This is a genomic window from uncultured Roseovarius sp. (assembly GCF_947489715.1).
Lineage (GTDB): Bacteria > Pseudomonadota > Alphaproteobacteria > Rhodobacterales > Rhodobacteraceae > Roseovarius.
The window spans coordinates 267,375-293,631 of sequence record NZ_CANLER010000003.1 but is presented as its reverse complement, the minus strand read 5'-3'; the positions used below and the strand labels follow the sequence as shown (position 1 = coordinate 293,631).

Here is a 26,257-nt window from a genome sequence, read left to right as displayed (position 1 = left end):
TCGCCGCAGGAGTAGCGGATCAGATCAAGGGGGGGAAGGGGGGCGCCGCCATGTTGCGGCGCGCTGTGTCATCTTGCGCCGGGTTGCGAAACCTCAGGCCCGCAGGGCGCGGCGCAGCAGGCGCTGGAACTTTGGGCAATCAAGATGCGACGGGGCCGGGCATTCCGCAACATGGCGGAGCGCCTTGCGCAAGGTGGTCAGCTGGCGGATCTGCTGGTCCAGCGCGTCGGCCCGGGCGTGCAGCGCGGCGCGGGGCAGATCGGGCGTGCCGTCCCGGCCGAACATGCCCGCGATTTCGGACAGAGAGAAACCGGCGGCCTTGCCCATCGCGACAAGCGCCAGTTGCAGCAGGGTTTCAGGGCCGAATTGCCGCCGCAACCCGTGTCGCGAGATCGAGGAGATCAGGCCGATCTCCTCGTAATAGCGCAGGGTCGAGGGCGTGAGACCGGTTTGTGCCGTGACTTCTCCGATATCCAGAATTTTCATGCTTGACCTCAAGTTGACTTTAAGTGGCACTGTGCGGTTTCCGCTGAGATTGCGCAAGAGGAGACCTGCCATGCACACCCTATCAACCCCCACCAGACCTGCCCTGCGACCGGGCGCGATTGCCAGCCTTGCCCTGTCGATGTTGCTGGGCGCGCTTGGCATCAGCATTGCCAATGTCGCGCTGCCCAGCCTGGCGCTGACCTTCGCCGTACCGATGGAGCAGGTGCAATGGGTGGTGCTGGGCTATCTGCTGGCCCTCACGGTGGCCGTCGTCGCCGCCGGGCGGTTGGGCGACGTGATCGGGCACCGGCGCGGGCTGCTCATTGGACTTGCGATCTTTACCCTGGCATCGCTGGGCTGCGGTCTGGCGCCCGGGTTGCAGGCGCTGATCGCCGCGCGGGTGGTGCAGGGCGTCGGCGCGGCCTTTCTGATGGCGCTGACGGTATCGCTGGTGCGCGACATCTTACCCAAAGAGCAGACCGGCCGCGCCATGGGACTGCTGGGGACAATGTCGGCGATCGGCACCGCATTGGGGCCGTCCATGGGCGGTGCGCTGATAGCCTGGGGCGACTGGCGGGACGTGTTTCTGGTGCTGGTGCCGATGGGCGGCCTGATATTCCTGCTGTCCCTGAAATGCCTGCCGGTGCAGGAACCCCGAGGTCGCGCGGCGGGGTTTGACCCGTGGGGCAGCCTGCTGCTGGGCCTGACGTTGCTGGCCTATGCGCTTGCGATGACCGGCGGGTTCGGGCAGGTCAAGCTGATGCTTCTGTTTCTGGCGATTCTCGGCGCGGTGGTCTTTCTGCGGGTCGAGGCGCGGGTGTCGGCGCCGCTGGTGCCACCCGCCCTGCTGCGCGACGCGGCCCTGCGTGCCAGCCTGATCATGAACATGCTGGTGTCGACGGTGATGATGGCCACGCTGGTGGTCGGGCCTTTCGTTTTGTCACTGGGGCTTGGCCTGTCCGAGGTGCTGGTGGGCCTTGTGTTGGCGACCGGTCCCGCCGTCGCGGCGCTGAGCGGGGTGCCTGCGGGCCGCCTGACGGATCGTTTCGGCGCAAGGGCGATGCTGTTGGCGGGATTGGCGCAGACCTGCGTCGGTGCGCTGGCGCTGGCGCTGTTGCCGGGGATTTGGGGTGTGGCTGGGTATGTCGCCGCATTGGTGGTACTGACACCCGGCTTTCAGCTGTTCCTGGCGGCGAATAATACGATGGTGATGAACGAGGCCCGCGATGATCAGCGCGGGGTGGCCTCGGGCCTGCTGAACCTGTCGCGAAGCGTGGGTCTGATCACCGGCGCATCGCTGATGGGCACGATCTTTGCCCTGGCAGTGGGTGTGACGGACATGGCGGCGGCGCCGGTAGGGGCGATTTTCGACGGTCTGCGCCTCAGCTTCGGCGTGGCGGGCGGCTTTGCCTTCGCAGCACTTTGTCTGGCGCTGCGCCGGGGACGAGTGAGCGCCGGGCGGACGGGACTTGACGTTTCAGGGTAGCTGCCGCCGCTATGTCAGCGCAGGGCGAAATCGGCGTGATCCCCCGTGCCCTTGTCGGCGATGAAACGCACCGTGTCCTCCTGCACTTTCACCACCTGACAATTGCGCGCGACACTTTTTGCGCCCCAGGAAAGTTCGCGGCAGAAATAGCCCGCGTCCCAGTTCCACGCACCGGTGACATCACGGCCAAAGGCTCGGCCTGTGATGTTTCCGTCTGGGGTGACAACCAGCTTGATCCCGAACCGCTTGAGGTCGTGGCCCTGCACCAGCGACAGGAATTCCGATCGGTCGGAAATCTTGGAAAACCCGTCGGCAAGCGCCGGCGTGGCGAGAAGTGCCGAAAGGGTTGCAATCAATGCAATGCGCATCTCTTCTCTCCCGAATGGTTCAGGAAAGTTACGTCTTTGAGGGGCGAATGGATCAGTTTTCGCTGAGGCCCAGCACGTCCAGCATGTCATAGGCGCCCGGTTTGCGACCGATGCCCCAGAGGGCGGCCTTGAGCGCGCCGCGGGCAAAGATGCCACGGTCGGTCGCAACGTGGCGCAGTACGATGCGTTCCCCCGGTGCGGCGAACAGAACGTCGTGTTCGCCCACGATGTCGCCGCCACGAATGGCGGTAAAGCCGATATGGCCACGTTCGCGTTTGCCGGTGATGCCGTCGCGCCCCCGGTCCGACACCGCGTCCAGCATTACGCCGCGCCCGTCGGCGGCAGCCTGGCCCAGCATCAGGGCGGTGCCCGAGGGGGCATCGACCTTCTGGTTGTGATGCGCCTCGATCACCTCGATATCGAAATCCTCATCCAGCGCGGCGGCCACTTTTTTCGTCAACTGGGTCAGCAGGTTGACCCCAAGGCTCATGTTGCCAGCGCGCACGATCACAGCATGGCGCGCGGCGGCGTCAAGCCGGGCGATATCTGCATCGCTAAGCCCGGTGGTGCCGATCACGTGCACGCAGCGGGCCTGCGCGGTGACCGTGGCGAAATCCACCGTGGCGGCGGGCGAGGTGAAATCCACCACCGCCTGCGCGGTGGCGAAGGTTTCCAGCGGATCATCTGTGACGGTGATGCCCAGATCGGCCCCGCCCATCGCGGCGCCCACATCCCGGCCCACCCAGTCATGGCCGGACCGTTCCAGCGCGCCGTGCAACCGGACGCGGGGGCTTTCGGTGATGGTGCGGATCAGCATCTGGCCCATCCGGCCCGACGCGCCTGTCACCACGATTCCGGGCAGATCGGTCATGTCCATGTACTCCTCGCTGTTATGCGCTCTGCATAGCGCGGCGAAGGGCGTGGGGACAATCGCGAAGTGCAGGCGGCGTGGCTAATGGTGGATTGCCTTGCCGCAATGGGGGCAGAACCCGCCGTCGGCAGCCTCGCGGTCGCGCAGAAGCTGATCACGGATTTCGGTTGCGACGCGTTTGCTGAGGCCCAGGTCACGACGAACCTCCTCAAGCTCCTGCTCTTCTTCGGCGTCGATCACCCCGTCTTCGAGCGCGGTGCGGAACTTGGCTGCCAGTTCTTCGCGGGTGCGGCGCAGCCGGTCGGCCATGCCACTGGCAAGGATACCGGCGGGCAGGGCGGCCATGCCGATGCCGACCACCGCCACCAATGAGCCGAAAAGCTGACCCGCCGGTGTGATCGGCGTGACATCGCCGTAGCCCACGGTGGTCAGCGTGGCGACCGCCCACCACATCGCGTGCGGAATGGATCCGAACTTGTCGGGCTGCACCTGATGTTCGGCCAGATAAGCGCCCGAGGCCGCCAGCACCAGCATCACGATCAGGATGAAGAAGCCCGCGAAAAACGCGCTGGATTCTTCGCGAAAGACATCCAGAAGCATCGACATGGCGGCGGAATAGCGGGTCAGTTTGAGGATTCTGAGCAGTCGGAGCACGCGCAGGAAACGCAGATCCATATGCAGGAAAAATCCCAGATAGAAGGGCAGGATTGCCAGCAGATCAACCAGCGCCATCGGCGACAGCATGTAGCTGAGCCGGGGGTTGGGCCGGTCGCGAAACTTTGGGTCTTCGACGCTGACCCAGACCCGCGCCAGGTATTCGACGCTGAAGACGGCGACCGAGATCACCTCGATCACCCAGAGCGGGGTGCGATACCGCGCCTCGATACTGGCGACGGTCTCAAAGATGACGGCCAGAACGTTGATGGCAATCAGTGCGATCAGAACAAGATCAATCCACCGGCTGAGCCGGTCGTTCTTTTCGTCCGGGTCCAGCTTTTTGTAGACGGCTTTGCGCAGGTGGATCATCGGGGCGAAACCTTTTGAATGTCAAATCCTGTCTAGCCCAATCGCTGGGCGCTGCCAAATTGCGCCTTGGGTGGCGGGGGCAGGTGAGGGGCGTGCCTGTGTCTGCATCAGGGTTGATTACGTTCGGCAATTGTTACGCCGTCTTCGGTGTCATCCGAGGGGTGGGTGATCACCCGGTCGCCTTCTTCAAGCCCGGTCAGCACCTGCGCGACTGACGCGTTTCTGCGCCCGATCGTGACCGGTTGAAGATGTGCCTGATTGGCGTCCACCCGGAAAACGGCCCACTCATTGCCGATCCGGAATATGGCGCTGACGGGGACCATCAGCACATCATCTGCTTCCCATTCGACGATCCGCAGGAAGACCGAGAAGTAATCGCCCAGTTCCTGCCGGTCCTGGGCGGGGGTTAGGAAATCGAACACCACGTCGACGCGCTGTTCCTCGATGCCAAGGGCCGAGACCTTGGTGTAGGCGGAGGGTTCGATTTTGGAAATGCGCGCATCAAGTGGCGTTGCCCGCCCCCAGCGTTCAACACTCGCGCGGTCGCCAAGCTCCAGCTTGACCGCATCGACCGAGAGAAGATCGGCGACAATCTCAAGGTCATCGGCCTGACCGACCGAAAGCAGGCGCGTGCCCGCTGTGACCGGGCGTTCGCTGATCATGTCGATTTCCAGCACGCGGCCATCGGTCGGCGCGGTAAGTTGCAGGCAGCACGCCTCGTAATCATCGCTGTCCGCGTTCACCGGTTCGAACAGGGCGGCCCGGGCCCGGTCCAGCGCGCTTTTGGCCATCTCGAGCCCGGAAATGGCGGCGTCCTGTGCGGCGCGTTTGGTGCCAAGCTGCTGCTCGGCATTCTCAAGCCGCGTGACCGAGGCGACACCGCGGTCGACCAGCACGCGCGCACGTTCATATTCCCGGTCCGCAAGGGTCAGGTCATCGCGGGCCTCGCGCATCCGGCTGCGGGCCTGATGCAATGCGGCCTCGGCCTCGCGCACGGCGGCCTCGGCCTGAATGCGGGTGCGCGCGTCGAGCAGGTTGGACGAGGCCGGTTCAAGCACCGCCACCACGGTTTCATCGGCGATCACCGGATCACCCACCCGCACCGGGGACCGCAATGCCGTGCCCGAGATCGGCGCCGCCACCTCGTAGACCTCGCGGATGCGGGTTTTGCCGTCGGCGTTGATTGTGACCTGCATCGGGCCACGGGTGATGGTGTGCAGATCCACCGGCACCGGATCGGTGCGGAACGCGGTATATCCCAACGCTCCGGCGACAAGCAGGCCAAAGCTGGTCAGAACGATATTTCGGGATTTCAGGGCCATTCGATCACTCCCGTGTTTTCATAACCTGAATGAGATCCAGCCGGTCCAGCCGCCGCCGGACGATCAGTGACGAGATCAGCGCCGCGCCCAGCACGACAAGGCTGGCGCGGGCAAAACCCGAGGATTCCAGTATCAGCGGGATCGCATAAAGATCGCTGGACGAGCCCTTTGACAGGGCCGATGCGATGCCCGCGCCCAGAAGCCAGCCCAGCGGCTGGGCCAGCACCGCCAGCAACATGGTTTCGCCCATCAGGATGAAGGACACCTCGGCGCGGGTGAAGCCGAGGATGCGCAGGCTTGCCAGTTCGCGTGCGCGTTCGGACAGCTGGATGCGGGCGCCGTTATAGGCCACGCCGAATGTGACCAGCACGGCGATGACCAGATAGATCGTCGTCATGATAGTGATGTTCTTGCGAATGGTCTGGCGGAACGAGTCCAGTGCCTGATTAAGCATCGACAGGCCGCTGAGTTCCGGCGTTTCCTTCAGCACCCGGTGCAGGGCGGGCAACTGAGTTTCGTCGATCAGCAGATTGGCGGTCGAAATCCGGGGTGCCTGCCGCAGCAGACGGTTCAGGCTTTCCAGATCCATGTAGGCACCAAGCCCGAAATACTGGGTCACGATGCCTGACACCGCAATGTCGTGGGTTTCATTGCGCCCGCCCTTGAGTTCGACCTGGATCACGTCACCGGGTTGTGCCGCCAGTTGCATCGCCAGCCTCTCGGACAGAAGGATGCCGTCGGCGGGGGCGTCGGCGATCTGGCCAGTGCCGTCAACGATCCGCGACAGATCGGCGCCGGGGCGGCGGGCCTCGATTGCCACGTCCTTTTCCAGATGGCCGTGGCGCAGGACAGCGGCATGCATCTGCTGCCCCTCGGCCCTGAGGACACCGGGCAGGTTGGCGACCGAAGCAAGCGCGGTTTCGGGGATGTCGGGCGAAAAGATCAGGATGGCGTCCTGCCGGTTGGCCTGCTGGAACGTCGTGTCCATCAACACATCAAGCGCGTCCGAAAAGAAGCTGGACGCCACAAGCACCGCGGCGGCCAGCGACAGGCCAAGTGTTGTCAGGGCCGACCGGACCGGCCAGCGCACGAGGCTGCGCAGGATCATCATCGTCGGTTGCGAGAGGTGCAGGGCGGTCAGGGCCTTGTCCAGAAGGCTGCGGTTGAACCGCGGCGGGGCCGGGGGCGACATGGCAACGGCGGGGGCGATGCGCGCCGCGCCCAGCGCGCTTTTGCTGGCACCGATGGCGGCGCTGAGGATCGCCAGAAGACCGGAGATTGCGTAGGCGTCATAGGAGACGCGGTAGACCAGATAAGGAAAGTCGAAAAACTGCGCGTACATCCGTGCGACTGCCCGTGACAACCATGTGCCGACACCCCAGCCGATCAAGATACCCACGACCGCGATCAGCGAGGCTAGCAAAAGGTAGTGCAGGCAGATTTCGATATCCGAATAGCCGACGGCTTTCAAAAGCCCGATCTCGCTGCGTTCCAGCGCGATGATCCTGCCGATCACCATGCTGAGCAGGAAGGCCGAAACGCCGTAGAAGATCGGTGGCAATATCATGCTGCCGGTGCGTTGCTGTTCGATCTCGGCGTCGATGAAGCTGTTCGAGGTCTGAATGTCGCGACCATAGGCCCCCAGCCCGCCATAGACATCCAGCAGATCATCCAGCCGGTCGATAACTTCTTCCTCGTTGGCGGTCGGATCAAGTTTGAGCGTGACGTTGTTGAATGCACCTTCCATGTCGAAGGCGGCGGCAACGGCCTCTTGCGGCATCCACAGAATGCCAAAGCTTTTGTTGTCGGGCATCAGCGCGCCGGGGCCGATCGTATAGATGAATTCCGGTGACAGAAGCGTGCCCGTGAGCGTGAGTTCTCGTTTCCGGCCATCCAGATTGGCGGAAAACGTATCGCCGGGGCGCAGGTTGTTGGCCGTGGCGAAGGGTTCATTGACCGCAACCTCGTCGGGGCGGGTGGAGTCGGGCATCCGACCCTGGCGCAAGAGTGGCAGGTTCAGTTGGGCAATGCCGTCATCGGGCAGCGACAGGATGCGCCCGGTGACGGTTTCGACGCGTCCGGGGATGTCCAGAATTACATGTTCGACCACGCGGGTCTGTGCCGCCCGCACGCCGTCAATCGCCAGAATGTCCTGCAACAAGGATTGGGGTGCGCGGTTGGCATCGGCGAAGACATCGGCGAAGCGGTTGCGCTGATAATAGGCGGTCCGCGTATCTTCGAGCGCGCCATACATGCCGTAGGTCGTCAGCAGGATCGCGACGCCGCAGGCCAGCACCAGCGCAATCGCCAGGGCCTGTGCCCAGAGCCGTCTGAAATCCCGCAGAAGTTTCCTGTCCAGTGCGCGCATCTAGGTTCACCACGAAATCTCGGAGGGGGCGATCTGGTGGTCGTTCATCTCGATCTTTGCAATGCGCCCGTCCTGAAAATAGATCACCCGCCGCGCCATTTTGCGGATCGAGGCGTTGTGGGTGATCACGGCGGTCGTCGTGCCCAAGCGCTGGTTTATGTCCTGAAGCGCCTCAAGCACCTGCACGCCGGTCTTGCTGTCCAATGCGCCGGTGGGTTCATCGCAAAGCAGCACCTCGGGCCGTTTGGCGATGGCGCGGGCGATTGCAACGCGCTGCTGCTCGCCACCGGACATTTCTGCCGGGAAATGATCCATGCGGTTGGCAAGGCCGACCTGATCCAGCGCCTCTTCGGGGCGCATCGGATTGACCGCCACATCGGTGACCAGCTGCACGTTTTCCCGTGCGGTCAGGCTGGGCACCAGATTGTAGAACTGAAAGACAAAGCCGACATGGTCGCGTCGGTATTTGGTCAGGCCGCGGTCGCCCAGCCTGGTCAGTTCCAGGTCGCGAAACCAGACCCGCCCGTCGGTGGCATGATCCAACCCGCCAAGGATGTTCAGCAAGGTTGATTTGCCGCTGCCGGACGGGCCCAGCAATACCACCAATTCCCCGGCGAACAGTTCAAGATCGACACCCGCCAGAGCGTGCACTTTCTGTTCACCTGTTGCGTAGATCTTTGTGACGCCTTCGGTTCTGAACACCGTTTCTGGCATGGATCGTCCTCCGTCGCGCAACCATATCGCAACGCGTGCAAGGCGAATTTGATTTCGCGCAAGCCGGGTGGAAACTTTGGCCGGATGCCATGTCTGCCTGGCCGTCTTTGGCCACCCCCGTGGGTCATGCCCGTCTGCACCGCAGCTGATGTGATCGGGATCGAAACCAAGGGCCGGTTCGCAGGATGGTCCGGCGATTTACTGCCGTTTTGCGCAGTATCCACGATGGGTACGTAACATTTTGGCGGCGCGGCCTCTGGCCTGATCTCGATCAATGCACCCGGATGTTCGCAGGCGCATAGGAGGGGCAAATCCGTAGGGTTCTATCCCCTTTGCTTTTCCAAACGGAGACTGTTCGATGAGGCCTAACCCGCTGACACCGCTTTTTGATCCGACCTCTGTTGCTGTTTTCGGGGCAAGCGCCTCGGGGAACAGTGTCGGCGCCAAACTCTATGCCAACCTGCTGGCGGCCGGGTTTTCCGGGCCAGTCGTCCCCATCAACCCGAAATACAAAGACATCGGAGGCGTTGCCTGCCACGCGAGCCATCTTGATGTTGATGACCATATTGATCTGGCGGTGATTGCAACACCCGCACCCGCAGTGCCGGGGATCATTCGCGATTGTGCCAAGGCGGGGACCAGGCATGCCATCGTGTTGTCAGCGGGATTTGGCGAGGTTGGGGACAGCGGCAAGGCGCTGGAAGCTGAATTGCTTGATACGGCGCGGCGCAATGGCGTTCGGTTGCTGGGGCCCAACTGTGTCGGGTTGGTGCGCCCGACGATCGGGATGAACGCAACCTTCCTGAAGTCAGCCACACCCAGGGGGCGATTGGCGCTGGTCTCGCAATCCGGGGCGTTATGTTCGGCGATTTCGGATTGGGCCGGGCCCAACCACCTGGGATTCTCGGCGTTGGTGTCACTAGGGAATTCGGCGGATATCGGGTTTGGCGATGTGGTGCAATATCTGGCGGCTGATCCAGATACGGACGCCATTTTGCTTTACGTCGAGGGCGTGCGCCATGCCCGGTCGTTCCTGAGTGCCCTGCGCGGCGCGGCGCGGGTCAAGCCCGTTATCGTGCTCAAATCCGGGCGCCATACACAGAGTTCCAAGGCTGCGACGACGCATACCGGTGCCCTGATCGGCTCGGACGCTGTCTTTGATGCAGCACTTGGCCGGGTCGGGGCGGTGCGCGTCGACACGTTTGGCCAGCTTTTCGCGGCGGCTGAGGTGCTTGCGGCGCGGCGGCGGGCAGGTGGCGACAGGCTTGGCATCATCACCAATGGCGGCGGTGCCGGGGTGCTGGCCGCTGACAGGGCGGGGGATTACCAGATTGATCTGCCACATCCCAAGGAAAAGACCCTGAACGTGTTGGACGAGACCGTGTCACCGCATTGGTCGCATGGCAATCCGATCGACATTCTGGGCGATGCGACGGCGGATCAGTTCGGCGCAGCCGTCAAGGCGGGAATGGCGGATAATGCGTTTGATGGCCTCTTGGTGATGCTGACCCCGCAAGCGATGACAGATGCCACTGCCGCCGCTCAGGCGGTCATCGACGCAGTTGGCAAAAGGCCGAAAAAGCCGATCCTGGCCTGCTGGATGGGTGCAGCCTCGGTACAGGAGGGGCGCGAATTGCTGAGCAAAAATGGCATCCCCGATTTCACCACGCCGGAGCGGGCGGTCGAGGCGTTTTCCTATCTTGCGCGGCACCATACGAACCGCCAGTTGGCGCTGGAAATACCGGGACCCTTGTCCGATATGGATCCCCCCGATCTGGAGGGCGCGCGGATGATCATTCAGGGCACGCTGTCGGATGGCAGATCAATGCTGTCGGATGTCGAGGCCAAAGCGCTAATGCGCAGTTTTCACATCCCGACGACGACGACATTGACGGCAGATAGCGCGGCGTCGGCGTTGATCGCCGCCGAAACGGTGGGATTTCCGGTGGCGATGAAGATCAGCTCGCCACAGATATCGCATAAGTCCGACGTCCATGGCGTGCGTACCAACATCATGACCGCAGCGGATGTTAAACTGGCCTATCGTGAGATCATGGCCGCCGCTGCCGCCGCGCGTCCCGATGCAACGCTGCTGGGCGTCACGGTTGAACAGATGGCCCGGATCGAGGATGCGCGCGAATTGCTGATCGGTGCCAGCCGGGATCCGGTATTCGGCCCAAGCATCATGTTCGGGGCCGGGGGCACGATGGTCGAGGTTTTGCGTGACAGTTCGGTCACGCTGCCGCCACTGAACGAAGTGCTGGCAAACCGGTTGATTGACCGGACCCGGGTATCGCGCTTGCTGGAGGCTGTGCGCGACCGCGCCGAGGTTGATCGCGCCGCGGTCATCGATGTGCTGCGCCGGGTGTCGGAGTTGGTGACCGAGTTGCCTGAGGTGCAGGAGCTGGACATCAATCCGCTTTTTGCGGGGCCGGAGGGCGTTCTGGCGGTTGATGTTCGGATTGCTGTCAAACGGCCGCCCGCTGGGGAAGGCCCCTATGAACATCTGGTGATCGAGCCCTATCCAAAACAATTGATACGCGAGTATCATCTGGATGACGGCACGCCGCTGACCATCCGGCCCATTCGTCCGGAAGATGCCGAAATCGAGCAGGCATTTGTGCGCGAGCTGTCACCGCAGGCAAAGCAGTTCCGGTTCATGGGGGCCCTGAACGAGCTGTCGCCCACGATGCTGTCGCAGTTCACTCAAATAGATTACGCCCGTGAAATGGCGCTGGTCGCGGTGGCCAATGAAGATGGCAAGCTGCATCAGCACGGGGTCGCGCGTTATTACATCAATGACGACAACAGCAGTTGCGAATTTGCCATCGTGGTGTCTGACAAGCTGCAACATCAGGGGATCGGCACGAAGCTGATGAAATCCCTGATGCAGGCCGCGCGGGATCATGGTCTGACATCCATCGAAGGGGCCGTGCTGGCGCGTAACCAGCCGATGCTGGATCTGATGGAGGATCTTGGGTTCACAATCCGCAAGCCCGCAGGCGAGAACGAGATCGTTCAAGTGGAGCGGCAATTATGATCCGACCTTCAGCGACAGGAGGGGACGTGTGATGCTTGCCGTAATCTCCCATGCCGACTGTCTGAACCATGACGCGGGTCCCTTGCACCCGGAATGCCGCGAGAGACTGGATGCGATCGACAATCAATTGATCATGTCCGGGTTGGATTTCGTCATCCGCCGATACGACGCGCCGATAGCGGACCGGGCGGCATTGGCGCGTGTGCACGATCCGGATTACATCGCGCGGGTCTATGCCATGGCCCCCACCGAAGGATCGGTCGAGATCGATGGCGACACGGTGATGTCGCCCGGCACCCTGGCGGCTGCGGAACGTGCCGCCGGGGCCGGGGTGATGGGTGTTGAACTGATCATGAAAGGGGAGGCTTGCCCGGTGTTCTGCGAGGTCCGCCCGCCGGGCCATCACGCCGAGCGTGACAAGGCCATGGGGTTTTGCCTGTTCGATAATATTGCCGTTGCCGCCGCCCATGCGATGGATGTCTACGGGTTTGAGCGGGTCGCCATCGTCGATTTCGACGTGCATCATGGCAATGGAACGGAAGAGATTTTCAAGGATGACCCCAGGGTGCTTTTCTGTTCAAGCTTCCAGCATCCGTTCTACCCCTTTACCGGGCATGATTCCGACACGCCCAATCTGGTTGACGTGCCGCTGAGTGCCGGATCTGACGGGCCGGCCTTTCGCGCTGCAATTTCAGAACATTGGCTTCCTGCATTACACAGGTTTCGCCCGCAATTCCTGTTTATTTCGGCAGGATTCGATGCGCATGCGCTGGACGACATGTCGTCACTTTCTCTGACGGAGCATGACTATGCCTGGATCACGCGGGAGCTTCACGCGATCGCGGTTGAGCATTGTGAGGGGCGCGTTCTGTCGATGCTGGAGGGGGGCTATGACCTTTCGGCCTTGGCGCGCAGCGTTGTGAGCCATCTCAAGGAGCTTATCTGAAACGCCTTTGCACCAGTTAACCGTTCATATTTTCTTTGGGCACGCACCGCTTGAGGCTCGGGTGTACCAACTCAGCCGTGACCCTATGACCGTAAACTATTGCTGAAACACATAAGTACCGGGGGCGTCGCAAATCGGCGGCAGGCCTTCTTTGGGCGCTGCCATTGCAGGGGGCGTTACTGGCGCGCCCGAGCGTTCATTCAGCCAATCTATCAACGCGGGCCACCATGATCCGTCGGTCACGGGCGTCTCCTCGAACCAGATGTTCGGGCCAACATAGCAATCATCATGCGCGCGTGTGGCCATCCTGTATCGGCGACGGGGATGCCCGGGTTCTGACACGATGCCGGCGTTGTGCCCGCCGCTTGTCAGCAGAAACGTCACCTCGGTATCCGACAGCAGATGAAATTTATAGACCGATTGCCAAGGGGCCACATGATCGCGCTCGGTGCCGACAAGGAAAACGGGTACCCTTATGTCCGAAATCGCAACGGGCCGGTCGCCGACCATATATCGCCCTTCGGCAAATTCATTGTTCAGGAAGAGTTGCCGCAGGTATTCCGAATGCATCCTGAAGGGCATGCGGGTCGTGTCGGCGTTCCAGGCCATCAGGTCGCTTGTGCCTGACCGTTTGCCCATCAGGTAGTCGTGCACGATGCGAGACCAGATCAGATCGTTCGATCGAAGAAGTTGAAACGTGCCCGCCATCTGGTGCGTGTCCAGATACCCCTGCTCCCACATCATGTCCTCCAGAAAGCTGAGCTGGCTTTCGTTAATGAACATCATCAGTTCCCCGGCCTCGGTAAAATCCGTTTGAGTGGCCAGAAAGGTCAGGCTTTTCAATCTCTTGTCGTTGTCTCGTACCATTGCTGCCGCAGCAATCGCCAGCAATGTACCACCAAGGCAATAACCCATTGCGTGCACACTGGTCCCGTCGGTAATCTGATCCACCGCTTCAAGGGCGGCCATGACACCCAGCGTGCGGTAATCCTCCATCCCCAGATCACGATCATCAGCATCGGGGTTTTTCCACGAGATCATGAAGATTGTGTATCCCTGGTCCCTCAGATATCGCACCAGTGAATTTTCAGGACTGAGATCAAGGATATAGTATTTCATGATCCACGCGGGCACGATCAGAATCGGTTCGGGGCGTACCTTTTTGGTGGTAGGCGCGTATTGGATCAACTCGATCAGGCGATTGCGAAAAATAACCTTGCCCGGGCTTACGGCGATGTTCGCACCGACGTGAAACTCATCGGTTCCCTCCGGTTTTTGGCCGCTGGCAAGCCTGCTCCAGTCGTCGACAAAATTCTGCCAGCCACGCAGCAGGTTCTTGCCGCCTTCCGCGATGGTCTTGTCACGGACTTCGGGATTGGTCAGCGCGAAGTTCGAGGGCGAGAAAATGTCGAGTATCTGGCGGGCGGCAAATTCGACCATGTCCTCGTGCTGTTTCGTGACACCGCGCACACCGGTCGTGGCGTTGTGCCACCATTGTTGATTGAGCAGGAAGGATTGGTAGATCAGGTTATAGGGCCATTTCTGCCATGCCTCGCCCTGAAACCGTTTGTCTTGCGGCAGGGGGTGAATGCACGGTTTGTCAGCGTGATCCGGCCCGACGCAATGGGCAAAATGATCGGACAGGCGCAGCGCTTTTTTGAAAGATTTTTCGCACAAGTCCAGCTGTTTGCCAGGTGCGGTCGCCAGATGCAGCGCCCAATCCGCATAGGCCGAGGCCAGTGCAATGGGTGAAACGCCGGCGGTGTAATGCGACGCGATGGCGCGCAGAGCCTTGTCGTAGCTCTGAAGCATGTTGTTTTCTCTCCGATCCTTACGGGTGCTCCAAGAGGAGGTCGGGGCCTCCGACCGAGTTTGCGGTGCCGGAACAGTCTTGTCTTTAGGCTGGGTTGCGATCGCGTGCTGTGACATTGGGCTTCTCTGCTGAGCATCGAATAGGGCGCATTTCCAACTACCCCGATTTTCTGATCCGGGCATTGATGCAAATCAGATTGCCGGGGTGGTTTGAGATCAATTCGAACACCACCGATGAATGCCCGGGATGGAAAATGCACAATCAGCCAGTCCCACTTTGATCTCTCTTAAAGTCGTAGTGCGCGCTTTCTGTCAGAATCGGATCAAGACCTCATGCCAAATAAGGAGATACTCTGATGGCCAAGAAAAATCCGACGACAGAAATGCCTGAGTTCTATTCGGATGTAGTGAAGTCTTTGCAAAGTGCCCTCTCGCCCAGTCCGATGATCGCACCCCAGGTTGAACAGTTCTGGAACACGCAGGAAAACATTCTGAACGAAGCCGAGGCCTATACCCGCCATTGGTTCGAGCGCCGTCACGAGGCCACGCGCACCGCCATGCTTGCTGCGCGTAAATCGACCACCGGTGAAAAAGGCGCGCCAGGCGACGCAATGCAAACCATTGCTGATTGGCAGCGGCATTCGATGGAAAGGATGGTCGAAGACGCCCATGAATGGCTCAACATGATCACGCGCTGCGCCAACTATGTATCGCAAAGCGAGCTTGAGATCGCAGAGGCGGCAAAGAAGACTGCCGAAAAGGCCGTTAAATCAGCAAAATCTGAACCGGTCTGAAGCTTTGGCGCTCGGGCCTCCGAAAATCCGCTGAACCTGATCTGGCGGTTATCTGTTCTGCTTGCAAGGCCCGCCCCGGCGCGCCCTGCTTTCTGCACGAGGTAACCGCTGGCGCTTGGCAAATGATCATATGTGCCTGACCGGCGTGTCGGGGCATCGACCGAGCAGTGCCATATCCGCGTTTGTCTGATCCAGTTGACTACAGGAAAATCATGACTGTTGTGATCTCTGACCCGCATGCGAAGAGTGTCGCCGATTGTTCAGCGGCGCTTGGATCACCAGAAACGGGACTAACCCCAAGTGACGTTGAGTTGCGGCGTGCCGAGCATGGGCCAAACTTGTTGCCAGAAACATCCCGCCGTCCGGCTTTGGTGCGGTTCCTGCTGCAATTTCATAATGTTCTGATCTATGTGTTGATTGGTGGCGCCGCGATTACCGCGATGCTTGGGCATATGATCGACACCTGGGTGATTTTGGCGGTGGTGCTGGTCAATGCGGTCATGGGATTTGTTCAGGAAGGTCGCGCCGAGAACGCGATGATCGCGATCAGACAGATGTTGGCCCCGCATGCATCGGTCTTGCGGTCAGGCCAGCGGGTCAGTGTTGATGCGGCGGACCTTGTTCCGGGTGATATCGTTTTGCTTGAAGCGGGGGACCGTGTCGCCGCCGATTTGCGCCTGTCTGAGGTCAACGGGCTGCGCATTCAGGAAGCGATACTGACCGGTGAATCAATGCCGGTCGAAAAAGGCGTCGAACCGGTTGCGGCAGAGGTCGTTCTGGGGGACCGCACGGCGATGGCCTTCAGCGGTACCTTGGTTACATCGGGCACCGGTCGCGGGCTTGTTGTGGCGACGGGCGCTGCGTCAGAGATTGGACAGATCAGCGGTATGTTGGGCGGTGTCGAGACGTTGAAAACGCCGCTGGTCGTCCAAATGGACAAGTTTGCCCGTTGGTTGACCGTGCTTATCCTGTTGATTTCGGGCGGGCTGTTAGCCTTTGGCTACTTTATCCGGCACATTGAATTCGATGCGATGTTTATGGCTGTCGTGAGCTTTGCCGTCGCAGCAATCCCCGAAGCGTTGCCCGCCGTGATGACCATCGCTCTGGCGGTTGGAGTGCAGGCGATGGCAAAGCGTCACGCTATCGTCCGACGCCTGCCAGCGATCGAGACGATCGGTGCGGTTTCGGTGATCTGTACCGACAAGACCGGAACGCTGACCCGCAACGAGATGATGGTAACTACGGCCGTGGTACCCGAAGGACGCGTCGTTGTTACCGGCAACGGGTACAGCCCCGAAGGGGGATTTCAGAACGAGAGCGGCGGGTCTGCGGATGGTCACGCGCTGAAAGATCTCGCGCGTGCTGCCCGTTTGTGCAACGACGCGGCGTTGCATGTGGCGGATGGCACCTGGCACGTGGACGGCGATCCGATGGAGGGGGCCCTTCTGTCTTTTGCCGCCAAGGCCCAGCAAGTCAGCGACGGGTGGACGCGCCGGGCGGAGATCCCTTTTGATGCAGAGCGCCGCTATATGGCCGTCTTGGTCGAAGCCGGCGAGGGGAGCCCTCTGATCCTGGTCAAAGGCGCGCCGGAACAGGTACTTGAGATGTGTGTCGATCAGGTCGCAGGCACCGGATGCGCCCCGCTGGACATCGCATTCTGGCAGGCCGAGGCCGATCGTATCGCCGCATCAGGGCAACGGGTTTTGGCCTTTGCGCAACGGACGAATGCGTCGTCCGATACCCTGAAGACCGAACTTGCGGAGACGCTATCCTTTGTGGGACTTGTTGGGTTGATCGACCCACCCCGCGCCGAGTCAATTGCCGCCGTCGCCGAGTGCCACCGTGCCGGGATAGACGTCAAGATGATTACGGGTGACCATGCCGGGACCGCCGCCGCAATCGGCCGGCAGATCGGGTTGAAAAACCCAGATGCAATCCTGACTGGAGCTGAGATTGAGCGGATGGATGACGCCGTTCTTGCCGTTGCTGTGCTGGGCACGAATATCTTTGCGCGCACCTCGCCCGCGCACAAACTGCGCCTTGTGACGGCCTTGCAGACCCATGATCTGATTGTTGCGATGACCGGCGACGGCGTGAACGATGCGCCCGCGCTCAAACGTGCGGATATCGGTGTTGCCATGGGGATCACCGGGACCGAGGCAACCAAGGAAGCGGCTGAATTGGTACTGGCGGACGACAACTTCGCCTCGATCACGGCGGCGGTGCGCGAAGGTAGAACGGTCTGGGACAATATCAGAAAAGTTGTCAGTTGGGTGCTGCCCACCAGCGCGGGTGAAGCAGGAACAATTGCGGCGGCACTGCTTCTTGGATTTGCGCTTCCGGTTTCGCCAGTTCAGGTGCTTTGGGTAAACATGATCACGGCGGTCACTCTTGGCCTTGCACTGGCCTATGAACCGCCCGAGAGCAAGACCATGAGCCGTCCACCACGCCCGCGAGGTGCCGGGCTGTTGACCGGCGGGTTGGTGTGGCATGTCGTGTTCGTGACAGCGCTTTTTCTCGCGGCGGTTTTTGGTATTTTCGCCTATGCGCTCGACAAAGGTTACCCGCTGTTATTGGCGCAAACCATGTCGATGAACATGCTGGTTGTGCTGGAGATCTTTCACTTGTTTTACATCAGGAACATCTTTGGAACGTCCTTGAGCCTGAGTGCGTTCAGGGGGACGCCGGCGGTATGGGTAAGTGTCATTGTCGCTACCGTCGCGCAATTCGCAGTGACCTATCTTCCCTTTGCGCAGGCAATCCTTGGTACGCGGGCGGTGCCACTGGCAGATGGCATACTTATCGTCGTTGTCGGTATCGCATTTTTCGCCATCATCGAAACCGAAAAGCAGTTGCGCCTTATTTTGACGGGAAACAACAGGATTTGACCGGGCTGTCGTTGTAACGCTGGCCCGGTTTAGTCGCGCTTGTCGGTAACGCTGCGCATGGCTTCCAGAACCTGATCGTTATGGGTATATGCCAGTGCGTGGCCCGCGTCGTCGATCACCTCTTGTTGTGCAGCGGGGTTCCATTCTGCCAACTTGTCCAGGCCCGAGATCGGGATCACCTCATCCTCGCGCCCCCAGATCACCAGTACCGGTGGGCCTGTTTTTCCGATCTTGCGATGCTCTGCCTTCAACTCCATGTCCAGCATTTCGCGCATTGACGACAGAACAGCCGGGCGGAAACCACGGTAATCCAGCTCGGCCATTTGCAGATCGACGATACCGTCAATCGCCGTTGGCAGGTCACGTTCGGCGTCAAGCGCCTGACGGTAGGACCGGCCATAGAATGCCATCATAAGCCATGTCCCCAACCAGTTGTGATTGGTCACCAGCCGCGCGATCGGGCCAAGGTCGTGACCCATGCCTGCCGGAGCCAGCAGAACCAGTTGCCGCAGCATTTCGGGGTGGCGCGCCGCGAAGGCGGGCACGATCGCCCCGCCCATTGAATAGCCCAGCAGGGTGATACCGCCATCGACCCTCTGATCCTGAAGCAGATCGTGCAACTGAGTGACGAAGAAATCGGCATCTTGCGGGCCCTTGGGCCGATCTGAAAAGCCTCGCCCGTAAAGATCATAGAGCAGTACCCGAAACCCCTGATCTGCCAGCCCGTTGGCAATCGGTTCCCAGACAAAGGATGGCGTGGTCAACCCATGCACACAGACCGCTACAGGGCCATCCGATGGCCCGATCCAGTGGTAATGTGTGATCCCGCGTGACAGGTTGGCAAATTCACCGGGCGCATTGGCCCGCGTGGCCCGGTCCATCCGGGGGCGTCGTGCCTCGGCCACGAATGGCGTTGCAATGATCACCGCCAGGATAGCAAGCAGACCCCAGATCATGATGCACCGTCCCAGGCATCAAGGATGTACCGGCTGGTCATCAGGTCCAGATGCGCCCCGCCCCCGTTCTTGAAAAGCGTGATTTCGTCGTCGGTTTGGCGTTTGAAAGCCTCGGGGGTATAATAATCGGCCAGCACGTTTTCCCGGCGGATCACACCGTTTGCGATGGGGATTTTGAATTCACCGATGTGATCGAGGGTGGTGTCATAGCTGTCACAGAAAACGCGTGCCCGTTTGAGGGCGTTGTCGTCAACCTCGCGCATATCAGGGCGATACGCGCCGATGAGGTCGATATGCTGACCAGGTTGAAACCAGTCACCCTTTAGCAGAGGTTCGGTCGACATGGTGGCGCTGGTCACGATGTCGGCGCCGCGAACCGCATCCTCAAGATCGGTTGCGACCCGCATTCCGGGACAGTCGGCAGCCATCTGCCGGGCTTTCTCGGCCGTGCGGTTCCAGATCGTGAATTTTGCCTTGGGGAAGGCGGCTGAATACGCCTGCCAAAGGGAGCGACCAACGGTACCTGCCCCAACGATCAGGATGTTTTCACTGTCGGGTCGGGCGAGCCGTGTCTCGGCAAGCAGGCTGTCTCCGGCGGTTTTCCATTTGGTTACCAGCTGGCCGTCCAGAACCGCCGCAACCGTACCGTCCGTATCGGAAAAAAGCGTGACCGCGCCGTGGATCAGCGGTTTGCCAGTTTCGGGATTCCGGGGGAAAACCGTGACCGATTTTACCGCTACGCCCATCCCGTCGATCCACGCTGATCGGCTAAGCAGCGTGTCAGGATCGCGATAAAGGAAGGTGTCGTCAATCCTGGCCTTGGGAAATTTGTGCCCGTTTGCAAGCGCATCGCAGAGCGTCAGCCAGTTCAGGTTGGCCTCCCCCTCGTCAAATGGAATGAAGGGAATGTTCATAGGGCTTCCTCGCGCGACAATAACCCGGCATCGACCAGACAGTTGGCCCAGCCGGTTGGGGTCTCGAATAGATGTACGTTCCAGCCGCGGGCGCGGGCGGCGTCGATATTCTCGTGCCGGTCATCGGCGAAAAGCAGGGTGTTCGGGGCAACGCCGCTATCTTCTTCGACGGCGCGGTAGATCGCGGGATCGGGTTTGCGCATGCCCATCCGGCCCGAGATATAGTGGCGGTCAAATTCGCGCAGGAATGGGAATTGCGCCTCGCTTTCGGGGAAATTCTCGGCGCCAAAATTGCTGAGGATGAAGACAGGAACACCCCGCGCTTTCAGTGCCCGCATCAGACGCACGGAATGTGAGATTTCAGGTTGCGCCAGATCGCCCCAATTGTCGCGCAGAATACAAAGCTCGGTCGCCCAATCGGGATGGGCTTCAGCCGTGGCGGTGATGGTGGGACCAAAGGGTGCGCCTTCGTCAATGCGGTTCATCAGCCCGTGGAAATCGAACGCTTCGAAAAACGCCTGCCGGCGGGCAGGACCGACCAGCCGGTCGTAATGACGTTCGGGCTGCCATTCGATCAGCACGTTGCCGATATCGAACACCACGGCTTCAATCTGGCTCATCTTTATCGCCTCATGCTTTGGGTGCGCCCCTTGATGGTTTCGCGCCAGACCAGATACAAGCCCGATCCGAGGATCAGCGCAATCCCGATCCATGCGGTGGGGTCGGGGAAGGTGCCGAAAACGGTGATACCCCAGATGATTGCCATCGGCATCGACACATATTCGAACGGCGCTGCAAAGGCAGCCTCGGAAATACGGTAGGCCTGGCTGATCAGGAAACCGCCCATAACGCCGCTGACACCCAGCATGACCAGGATTGGCACATCGGCAAGGTCTATCGGGCCCCAGGCGCGCAGCAGGAATTCGTAGGAAGGGTGGCCCTGACCGGCATAGCGCCCGTCGCCAACACTCAGCCCGACAAATCCGCTGACAAAGATGAAACTGATCAGGATATAGAAGGTCATAGTTGCCGCGCTTTCGGTCTTGCCGATGCGCCGCGCCACGATGTGCATGACGCCATAAAGGCAGGCCGCCGTTATGGGAAAGAGCGAGGCGATCTGGAATGCTGACGTTCCCGGTTTGACGATCACCATGACGCCCAAGAAACCCACGACAATAGCCGCCCAGCGGCGAGGGCCGACAGTTTCACCCAGAAAGACGATGGACATCAGCGCAATCAGCAGGGGTGAAACGAAAAACACGGCCACTGCATCTGCAATCGGCATCGCCGCCAGCCCCAGAAACAGGAAAGAGTTCGCCAGTACCACGCAAATCCCGCGCACAAGATGCCAGCCGATCCGCTTGGTGCGGACCACCTGAAAACCGCCGGAGAGGGGCATGATGACCGCCAGGAATGTGACCAGCCCCACAAGTGCGCGGCACAGGACAATCTGGTGTAGTGCATATTGGTCGCTGAGGAATTTAATGCCGACATCATTCAGCGAAAAGCACATGGCTGCGATCAGTGCGCAAAGCGCACCAGCCAGGTTGGATCGTTGAACGGTGGTTGTGGTCATCGGCATCTGATTTGTTAACAACCAGATCAGATGAGGTCAGCGTTGGACAATTGTAAAGGCCCGAGGCCGCCATCAGGACCGGTTACCGCCGTCCGACAACGCATTCATTTTAGTGTCGATTTAGCTGGCAGCGCGGCGTGTGGGTAAAAAAGGCTGCCAATCCGTGACAGATTGGCAGCCAAAAATTTGCGCCCGTGTCGGTGACGTTACCGCTTGCCGTAATAGAGGCCCACAACATGCTCGGCCTCGGCAAAGAACAACCAGCGCGAAGCGGCAATGCCGATGAGGTGCAGCAGGATTGCGAGAAAGGCAAGAACGTGACCGAACGGCACGAAAAGTAGCAGCAGGGGCAGGATGAAGCCAAGCCCCAATGCGATAGCGCGAAGCTTCATCGAGTGTTTGCGACCGACCTGAAAGGCGAATTCGCGCAGCAGGTAATTGGTGCCGGTATGGGGCGGCTCGAACGCGCGGACCTGTCCGATATTGCCTAGGCCTGTGGCGCTGGCCATGTCGGTGCCGCTCTCTGAAAGGGCGCCATCGCCGCGGACCCACCAGATCACCTGAATGACCGCTGCAATCGGCAGAAGGATCATGGCAAATGTGACCTGGCCGGCCAGAAGCGCACCGCCCGCAAGTGAGATGGATACAAGCAATGCTGGCGTCAGGCTGGTTTTCCAGCGCGGCACGGTCTTGAGCTGGGCATAGATCATCGAGGTGGCATAGACCGTGGCGAGGCTGAGAAGTGCCCCGATCCAGCCCAAAGGTGCCAATTTCACGTCCAGGAAGATCAACGCGGCGGCGTATATGCCCATTGTGACAAGCGCACCGACGGCGGCCACGCCTTCACGGCTGAGCCAACTGCTGCGCCATTGACTGAAGGCTTTGATTGCCCGTTCCGGGTGGCCCAGGTGAAAGGTCGAGGCCAGAAGCCCACCGACAGCCAAACCAAAAGCAATGGCAAAAAACACGAAGGCGACCCAGCCGGAGACGTCGGGCAGGCCAAAGCCCAGCCAGAAGAGAAGGCCAAAGCCCAGGCCCGAAAGGGTGGTGAAGACGATAACAGAAGGGGCGGGATGCATCTCAGATCTTCTCCAAAGCTTTGTCGAGCCAGCCGAGGAAACCTTTGGGTTCCTCAACGATTGGCTCAAGGAAAGGGGCCAGAATGTCTATCTGCTCGGGTTGGTCCATCTGGTCCTTGGGGCGCGGTGGCAGGTATCTGTTGACGGGTTTCGTTTCTTGTTCTGGCATCAGGCTCATGCCGCCACGTTCGGCACTTAGCTTGCTGACATTGCTTTCCGGATCGGCGAAATCACCGAAATGCCGGGCACCGGCGGGGCAGGTGCGCACACAGGCGGGCACACGGTCCACCTCGGGCAGGTTCTCGTTATAGATGCGGTCGACACAGAGCGTGCATTTCTTCATCACACCTTCGGCGGCATCCAGTTCGCGCGCACCGTAGGGGCAGGCCCAGGCGCATAGGCCGCAGCCGATGCAATCCGTTTCGTTCACCAGCACGATGCCGTCCTCGACCCGCTTGTAGCTGGCGCCAGTAGGACAGACGGTGACGCAAGGCGCGTCCTCGCAATGCAGGCACGACTTCGGGAAGTGAATGAGCTGCGCCGCCGGGTGCGGCATCTCTGAGGTGGCCAGCGGCTGCACCTCGTAGCTGTGCACGCGGTTGAGGAACGTGCCCGAGGCGGCGCCGTCATAGGCGTTCTGGTCGCTCAGCGGTGCGCCGTAGTTTTCGGTATTCCACCCCTTGCACGAAATGACACAGGCATGACAGCCGACGCAGGTATCAAGGTCGATGACAAGGCCCAGCTTGCGGTTGGTTGTTTCAGGAAGGGTTGTCATTTGCCTACCTTCCATGTGAGCTCATTCGGGCCTTGGGCCACCGGGGATTTTATTGGATCGAAACCGGGTTGGCTTTCCGGTGGCGCGTCGGCCTTTTCAACCTTGACCCGCAAGTCGAACCACGCGGCCTGACCGGTGATCGGATCGGAGTTTGACCACCGGAGCCCGTCACCCTTGGGTGGCTGCAATTCGTGGATCAGGTGGTTGAGCAGGAAACCCTTGGTGGCCTCGGACGCGTCTTCACCAAGCGCCCAGGCACCCTTGCGCTTGCCGATCGCATTCCATGTCCAGATGGTGTTTTCGTTGAGTGCGGCCATATGCGCCACGGGCACTGTAATCTCACCGTGGGCGGAGGTCACGCGTGCCCAGTCGCCCTCGGCAAAGCCGTTGGCCTCCCAGATCTTGGTGGGCACGTAAAGCGGGTTGCGACCATGGATCTGACGCAGCCAGGCATTTTGCGTACCCCAGCTATGATACATCGCCATCGGGCGCTGTGTCAGTGCATGGACCGGGAATTCGGACGTATCGACGTTGTCGTCTTCGAACGGCGCGTACCAGATCGGCAGTGGGTCCATTGTCTGCTTGATCCGTTCGCGTAGATGGTCAGGTGGCTGTCTGTCACCGTGACCTTCGGCGGCCAGTTGGAACTTGCGCATCGTCTCGACATAGAGATCGAAGACATAGGGTTGCGGGCTGTCATAGATCCCCATCTCGACCGCCCAGTCCTGATAGTCCTTGTTCCAGGGTTTGTAATAGGCCGACGCATCCGGGATGTGTTTGACGAAGAATCCGCCATTGGCAATGTAACTGTTGAGCTGCGCTTCGTTCGGGGCGCCGCGACCATGGGTCAGCCCACTTTTACCCATGCGCCACCCTGCGAGAGGGCCGATGCCGGGGCGGCGTTCGTGGTTGACCATGTAGTCGGCGTAATCTTCGTACTTGGCGCTGCCATCCTCGTTTGTGAAGCCCGGCAGTTTCATCTTGTTCGCCAGTTGCACCAGCGCAGTCTGGAAACCGCGCACATCGCGATCCGGTTCGATCACCGGCCAGCGTATTGCATCTGCTGCAGCGTCTGCTTCGCAAATCGGGCGGTCCAGAAGCGAAATACAATCATGCCGCTCAAGATAGGTGGTATCAGGCAGGATCAGGTCGGAATAGGCGACCATTTCGGAGGAATAGGCGTCGGAATAGATGATGCGCGGGATCACGTAATCGCCGTTCTCATCCGTGTCGGTCAGCATCTCCATGACACCTTTGGTGTTCATCGAAGAGTTCCAGGACATGTTCGCCATATACATAAACAGCGTGTCGATCTTGTAGGGATCGCCCGCATGTGCGTTCGAGATCACCATATGCATCAGCCCGTGGCTGGACATCGGGTTTTCCCATGTGAACGCCTTGTCGATACGCGCGGCAGAGCCATCTTCTTTGAGCGCCAGATCGTCAGGCCCCTGAACAAAGCCCAGATGCGGGCCGTTGAGCGGCGCGCCGGCGTTGACACCGACATGGGGTTTCGGGTGCGCCGAAACCGGCTTGGGGTAAGGCGGTTTGAAGCGGAAACCGCCGGGTACCTCGACCGTACCAAGGATGATTTGCAGAACATGCAGCGCGCGGCAGGTCTGAAACCCGTTCGAATGGGCGCTGACGCCGCGCATCGAGTGGAAGCTGACCGGGCGGCCTGTCATCTTGGCGTGTTTTTCGCCGCGGAAGTCGGTCCATTCATGGTCCAACTCGAACGCCTCTTCAAACGCGACGCGGGCCAGTTCGGCGGCGATGGTTTTGATCTTGTCCGCTTTGATGCCGCATTCCTCGGCAACGGCTTCGGGGGCGTATTGCTTGTCCAGATAGCGTTCAGCCATCAGGTGCATCACTGGACGGTGGGTGACACCCGCGGCGCGGTGGGTGGCGTGCAGGTCGGGGCGCACGCCGGGCTTATCGAAAGCCGTTAGCTTGCCGGTCTTGCGGTCGATGACCAGCGGTTTGCCATCATCGTCACGCAGGAAAAGGCCGTATTCAGGTGACTTCGGATCGCCATTCACCAGCACCGGCGCATTGGTGTAGCGCGCCAGGTAATCCAGGTCGATCTTGCCCGCTTTCATCAGCTCGTGAATGAGCGCCAGGATAAAGAGGCCATCGGTGCCAGGTGTGATACCAACCCAATCATCTGCAACGGCGTTATAGCCCGAGCGGATCGGGTTGACGCCGATGACCCGGGCACCACGCGCCTTGATCTTGCCGATGCCGATCTTGATCGGGTTACTGTCGTGATCCTCGGCCACGCCAAAGAGCATGAAAAGCTTGGTGTGATCCCAGTCGGGCTGGCCAAACTCCCAGAACGCGCCGCCCATCGTGTAGATGCCCGCCGCCGCCATGTTGACCGAGCAGAAGCCGCCATGCGCCGCATAGTTCGGCGTGCCGAAATTCTGCGCCCAGAAGCTGGTGAAGCTCTGGCTTTGATCGCGGCCCGTGAAGAACGCCAGTTTCTCGGGGTTTTCCTGGCGAATAGGCTCCAGCCAGTCAGCGGCGATTTGCAGGGCTTCGTCCCAGCTGATCTCTTCGAACTCGCCCGAGCCGCGCGGGCCCACACGTTTCAGCGGCGCGCGCAGGCGCGACGGCGCGTTGACCTGCATTATCCCGGCAGAGCCCTTGGCGCAGAGGACACCCTTGTTGACCGGATGATCCCGGTTGCCTTCGATGTAGGCAACCTTTCCATCTTTCATATGAACGTTGATGCCGCAGCGGCAGGCGCACATGTAACAGGTCGTCTTGCGGATCTCGTCAGAGACCTTCGGGGACGTGTCGATTTTGGGTTGCTGGATTGTCATCTGGCTATTGT

General features: G+C 60.5%; 20 protein-coding genes. 5 read left to right on the top strand and 15 right to left on the bottom strand.

Features of this window, described 5'->3' with window-relative positions; translation table 11 throughout:
- Positions 1-93: 93 nt before the first annotated feature.
- Entirely contained in the window at positions 94-486 is a 393-nt protein-coding gene (locus Q1B27_RS10975; protein WP_299847397.1) for a helix-turn-helix domain-containing protein, read from the bottom strand.
- A 70-nt stretch (positions 487-556) separates the two neighbouring features.
- Here Q1B27_RS10975 and Q1B27_RS10970 point away from each other — a divergent pair, with 70 nt between their 5' ends.
- Positions 557-1,972, top strand: a complete 1,416-nt coding sequence (locus tag Q1B27_RS10970) for an MFS transporter (RefSeq protein WP_299847395.1) — start codon at positions 557-559, stop codon at positions 1,970-1,972.
- Positions 1,973-1,986: 14 nt separating this feature from the next.
- On the opposite strand, the gene Q1B27_RS10965 is transcribed toward Q1B27_RS10970, so the two are convergent.
- The 6 genes from Q1B27_RS10965 to Q1B27_RS10940 all read right to left on the bottom strand — a co-directional run bounded on the left by Q1B27_RS10965 (position 1,987) and on the right by Q1B27_RS10940 (position 8,641).
- Positions 1,987-2,340, bottom strand: coding sequence for a dihydrodipicolinate reductase (locus tag Q1B27_RS10965; protein ID WP_299847393.1), 354 nt, complete (start codon positions 2,338-2,340; stop codon positions 1,987-1,989).
- A gap of 52 nt (positions 2,341-2,392) precedes the next feature.
- Positions 2,393-3,211, bottom strand: coding sequence for a 4-hydroxy-tetrahydrodipicolinate reductase (gene dapB / locus Q1B27_RS10960; RefSeq protein ID WP_299847391.1), 819 nt, complete (start codon positions 3,209-3,211; stop codon positions 2,393-2,395).
- A gap of 81 nt (positions 3,212-3,292) precedes the next feature.
- Positions 3,293-4,237: an ion transporter gene (locus tag Q1B27_RS10955; RefSeq protein ID WP_299847389.1), complete on the bottom strand. Its 945-nt coding sequence runs from the start codon at positions 4,235-4,237 to the stop codon at positions 3,293-3,295.
- Between the two features lie 107 nt (positions 4,238-4,344).
- The gene (locus tag Q1B27_RS10950; RefSeq protein ID WP_299847387.1) at positions 4,345-5,559 is read right to left on the bottom strand and encodes an HlyD family efflux transporter periplasmic adaptor subunit; all 1,215 of its coding nucleotides are present in this window, start codon (positions 5,557-5,559) and stop codon (positions 4,345-4,347) included.
- Positions 5,560-5,563: 4 nt separating this feature from the next.
- Positions 5,564-7,927, bottom strand: a complete 2,364-nt coding sequence (locus Q1B27_RS10945; RefSeq protein WP_299847385.1) for an ABC transporter permease — start codon at positions 7,925-7,927, stop codon at positions 5,564-5,566.
- A 6-nt stretch (positions 7,928-7,933) separates the two neighbouring features.
- Complete coding sequence (locus Q1B27_RS10940) at positions 7,934-8,641, bottom strand: ABC transporter ATP-binding protein (RefSeq protein WP_299847383.1); 708 nt, start codon at positions 8,639-8,641, stop codon at positions 7,934-7,936.
- A 358-nt stretch (positions 8,642-8,999) separates the two neighbouring features.
- Between Q1B27_RS10940 and Q1B27_RS10935 the strand changes: the two genes are divergently transcribed.
- Together Q1B27_RS10935 and Q1B27_RS10930 are read left to right on the top strand one after the other, a co-directional pair.
- Positions 9,000-11,681 (top strand): bifunctional acetate--CoA ligase family protein/GNAT family N-acetyltransferase, encoded by a 2,682-nt coding sequence (locus Q1B27_RS10935; RefSeq protein WP_299847381.1) that lies wholly within the window; start codon positions 9,000-9,002, stop codon positions 11,679-11,681.
- A gap of 31 nt (positions 11,682-11,712) precedes the next feature.
- Positions 11,713-12,627 (top strand): histone deacetylase family protein, encoded by a 915-nt coding sequence (locus Q1B27_RS10930; protein WP_299847379.1) that lies wholly within the window; start codon positions 11,713-11,715, stop codon positions 12,625-12,627.
- Between the two features lie 96 nt (positions 12,628-12,723).
- Here Q1B27_RS10930 and Q1B27_RS10925 read toward each other — a convergent pair whose 3' ends face one another.
- The gene (locus Q1B27_RS10925; protein WP_299847377.1) at positions 12,724-14,439 is read right to left on the bottom strand and encodes an alpha/beta fold hydrolase; all 1,716 of its coding nucleotides are present in this window, start codon (positions 14,437-14,439) and stop codon (positions 12,724-12,726) included.
- A 356-nt stretch (positions 14,440-14,795) separates the two neighbouring features.
- Here Q1B27_RS10925 and Q1B27_RS10920 point away from each other — a divergent pair, with 356 nt between their 5' ends.
- Both Q1B27_RS10920 and Q1B27_RS10915 read left to right on the top strand, forming a co-directional pair.
- Positions 14,796-15,233, top strand: coding sequence for a hypothetical protein (locus tag Q1B27_RS10920; protein WP_299847375.1), 438 nt, complete (start codon positions 14,796-14,798; stop codon positions 15,231-15,233).
- Positions 15,234-15,445: 212 nt separating this feature from the next.
- The gene (locus Q1B27_RS10915) at positions 15,446-18,121 is read left to right on the top strand and encodes an HAD-IC family P-type ATPase (protein ID WP_299847372.1); all 2,676 of its coding nucleotides are present in this window, start codon (positions 15,446-15,448) and stop codon (positions 18,119-18,121) included.
- Positions 18,122-18,150: 29 nt separating this feature from the next.
- Here Q1B27_RS10915 and Q1B27_RS10910 read toward each other — a convergent pair whose 3' ends face one another.
- The 7 genes from Q1B27_RS10910 to Q1B27_RS10880 form a co-directional block, all read right to left on the bottom strand.
- The gene (locus Q1B27_RS10910) at positions 18,151-19,077 is read right to left on the bottom strand and encodes an alpha/beta fold hydrolase (RefSeq protein ID WP_299847370.1); all 927 of its coding nucleotides are present in this window, start codon (positions 19,075-19,077) and stop codon (positions 18,151-18,153) included.
- Positions 19,074-19,991: an ornithine cyclodeaminase family protein gene (locus Q1B27_RS10905; RefSeq protein WP_299847368.1), complete on the bottom strand. Its 918-nt coding sequence runs from the start codon at positions 19,989-19,991 to the stop codon at positions 19,074-19,076. The genes Q1B27_RS10910 and Q1B27_RS10905 overlap by 4 nt, the downstream gene beginning before the upstream one ends.
- The gene (locus Q1B27_RS10900; RefSeq protein ID WP_299847366.1) at positions 19,988-20,611 is read right to left on the bottom strand and encodes an HAD family phosphatase; all 624 of its coding nucleotides are present in this window, start codon (positions 20,609-20,611) and stop codon (positions 19,988-19,990) included. The genes Q1B27_RS10905 and Q1B27_RS10900 overlap by 4 nt, the downstream gene beginning before the upstream one ends.
- 2 nt (positions 20,612-20,613) lie before the next feature.
- Positions 20,614-21,567 (bottom strand): DMT family transporter, encoded by a 954-nt coding sequence (locus Q1B27_RS10895; protein WP_299847365.1) that lies wholly within the window; start codon positions 21,565-21,567, stop codon positions 20,614-20,616.
- 206 nt (positions 21,568-21,773) lie between these two features.
- Positions 21,774-22,646, bottom strand: a complete 873-nt coding sequence (locus tag Q1B27_RS10890; RefSeq protein ID WP_299847362.1) for a DmsC/YnfH family molybdoenzyme membrane anchor subunit — start codon at positions 22,644-22,646, stop codon at positions 21,774-21,776.
- 1 nt (position 22,647) lies between these two features.
- Positions 22,648-23,421: a 4Fe-4S dicluster domain-containing protein gene (locus Q1B27_RS10885; RefSeq protein ID WP_299847360.1), complete on the bottom strand. Its 774-nt coding sequence runs from the start codon at positions 23,419-23,421 to the stop codon at positions 22,648-22,650.
- Entirely contained in the window at positions 23,418-26,246 is a 2,829-nt protein-coding gene (locus Q1B27_RS10880; protein ID WP_299847358.1) for a molybdopterin oxidoreductase family protein, read from the bottom strand. The genes Q1B27_RS10885 and Q1B27_RS10880 overlap by 4 nt, the downstream gene beginning before the upstream one ends.
- Positions 26,247-26,257 lie beyond the last annotated feature (11 nt).

Bases quoted from the DNA above. Each gene is read 5' to 3' on its own strand.
- Q1B27_RS10970 (WP_299847395.1), top strand. From the start codon at position 557: ATGCACACCCTATCAACCCCCACCAGACCTGCCCTGCGACCGGGCGCG.
- Q1B27_RS10900 (WP_299847366.1), bottom strand. From the start codon at position 20,611: ATGAGCCAGATTGAAGCCGTGGTGTTCGATATCGGCAACGTGCTGATC.
- Q1B27_RS10915 (WP_299847372.1), top strand. From the start codon at position 15,446: ATGACTGTTGTGATCTCTGACCCGCATGCGAAGAGTGTCGCCGATTGT.
- dapB (WP_299847391.1), bottom strand. From the start codon at position 3,211: ATGACCGATCTGCCCGGAATCGTGGTGACAGGCGCGTCGGGCCGGATG.
- Q1B27_RS10975 (WP_299847397.1), bottom strand. From the start codon at position 486: ATGAAAATTCTGGATATCGGAGAAGTCACGGCACAAACCGGTCTCACG.
- Q1B27_RS10925 (WP_299847377.1), bottom strand. From the start codon at position 14,439: ATGCTTCAGAGCTACGACAAGGCTCTGCGCGCCATCGCGTCGCATTAC.
- Q1B27_RS10890 (WP_299847362.1), bottom strand. From the start codon at position 22,646: ATGCATCCCGCCCCTTCTGTTATCGTCTTCACCACCCTTTCGGGCCTG.
- Q1B27_RS10950 (WP_299847387.1), bottom strand. From the start codon at position 5,559: ATGGCCCTGAAATCCCGAAATATCGTTCTGACCAGCTTTGGCCTGCTT.
- Q1B27_RS10880 (WP_299847358.1), bottom strand. From the start codon at position 26,246: ATGACAATCCAGCAACCCAAAATCGACACGTCCCCGAAGGTCTCTGAC.
- Q1B27_RS10895 (WP_299847365.1), bottom strand. From the start codon at position 21,567: ATGACCACAACCACCGTTCAACGATCCAACCTGGCTGGTGCGCTTTGC.
- Q1B27_RS10920 (WP_299847375.1), top strand. From the start codon at position 14,796: ATGGCCAAGAAAAATCCGACGACAGAAATGCCTGAGTTCTATTCGGAT.
- Q1B27_RS10955 (WP_299847389.1), bottom strand. From the start codon at position 4,237: ATGATCCACCTGCGCAAAGCCGTCTACAAAAAGCTGGACCCGGACGAA.
- Q1B27_RS10910 (WP_299847370.1), bottom strand. From the start codon at position 19,077: ATGATCTGGGGTCTGCTTGCTATCCTGGCGGTGATCATTGCAACGCCA.
- Q1B27_RS10905 (WP_299847368.1), bottom strand. From the start codon at position 19,991: ATGAACATTCCCTTCATTCCATTTGACGAGGGGGAGGCCAACCTGAAC.
- Q1B27_RS10930 (WP_299847379.1), top strand. From the start codon at position 11,713: ATGCTTGCCGTAATCTCCCATGCCGACTGTCTGAACCATGACGCGGGT.
- Q1B27_RS10965 (WP_299847393.1), bottom strand. From the start codon at position 2,340: ATGCGCATTGCATTGATTGCAACCCTTTCGGCACTTCTCGCCACGCCG.
- Q1B27_RS10940 (WP_299847383.1), bottom strand. From the start codon at position 8,641: ATGCCAGAAACGGTGTTCAGAACCGAAGGCGTCACAAAGATCTACGCA.
- Q1B27_RS10945 (WP_299847385.1), bottom strand. From the start codon at position 7,927: ATGCGCGCACTGGACAGGAAACTTCTGCGGGATTTCAGACGGCTCTGG.
- Q1B27_RS10885 (WP_299847360.1), bottom strand. From the start codon at position 23,421: ATGACAACCCTTCCTGAAACAACCAACCGCAAGCTGGGCCTTGTCATC.
- Q1B27_RS10935 (WP_299847381.1), top strand. From the start codon at position 9,000: ATGAGGCCTAACCCGCTGACACCGCTTTTTGATCCGACCTCTGTTGCT.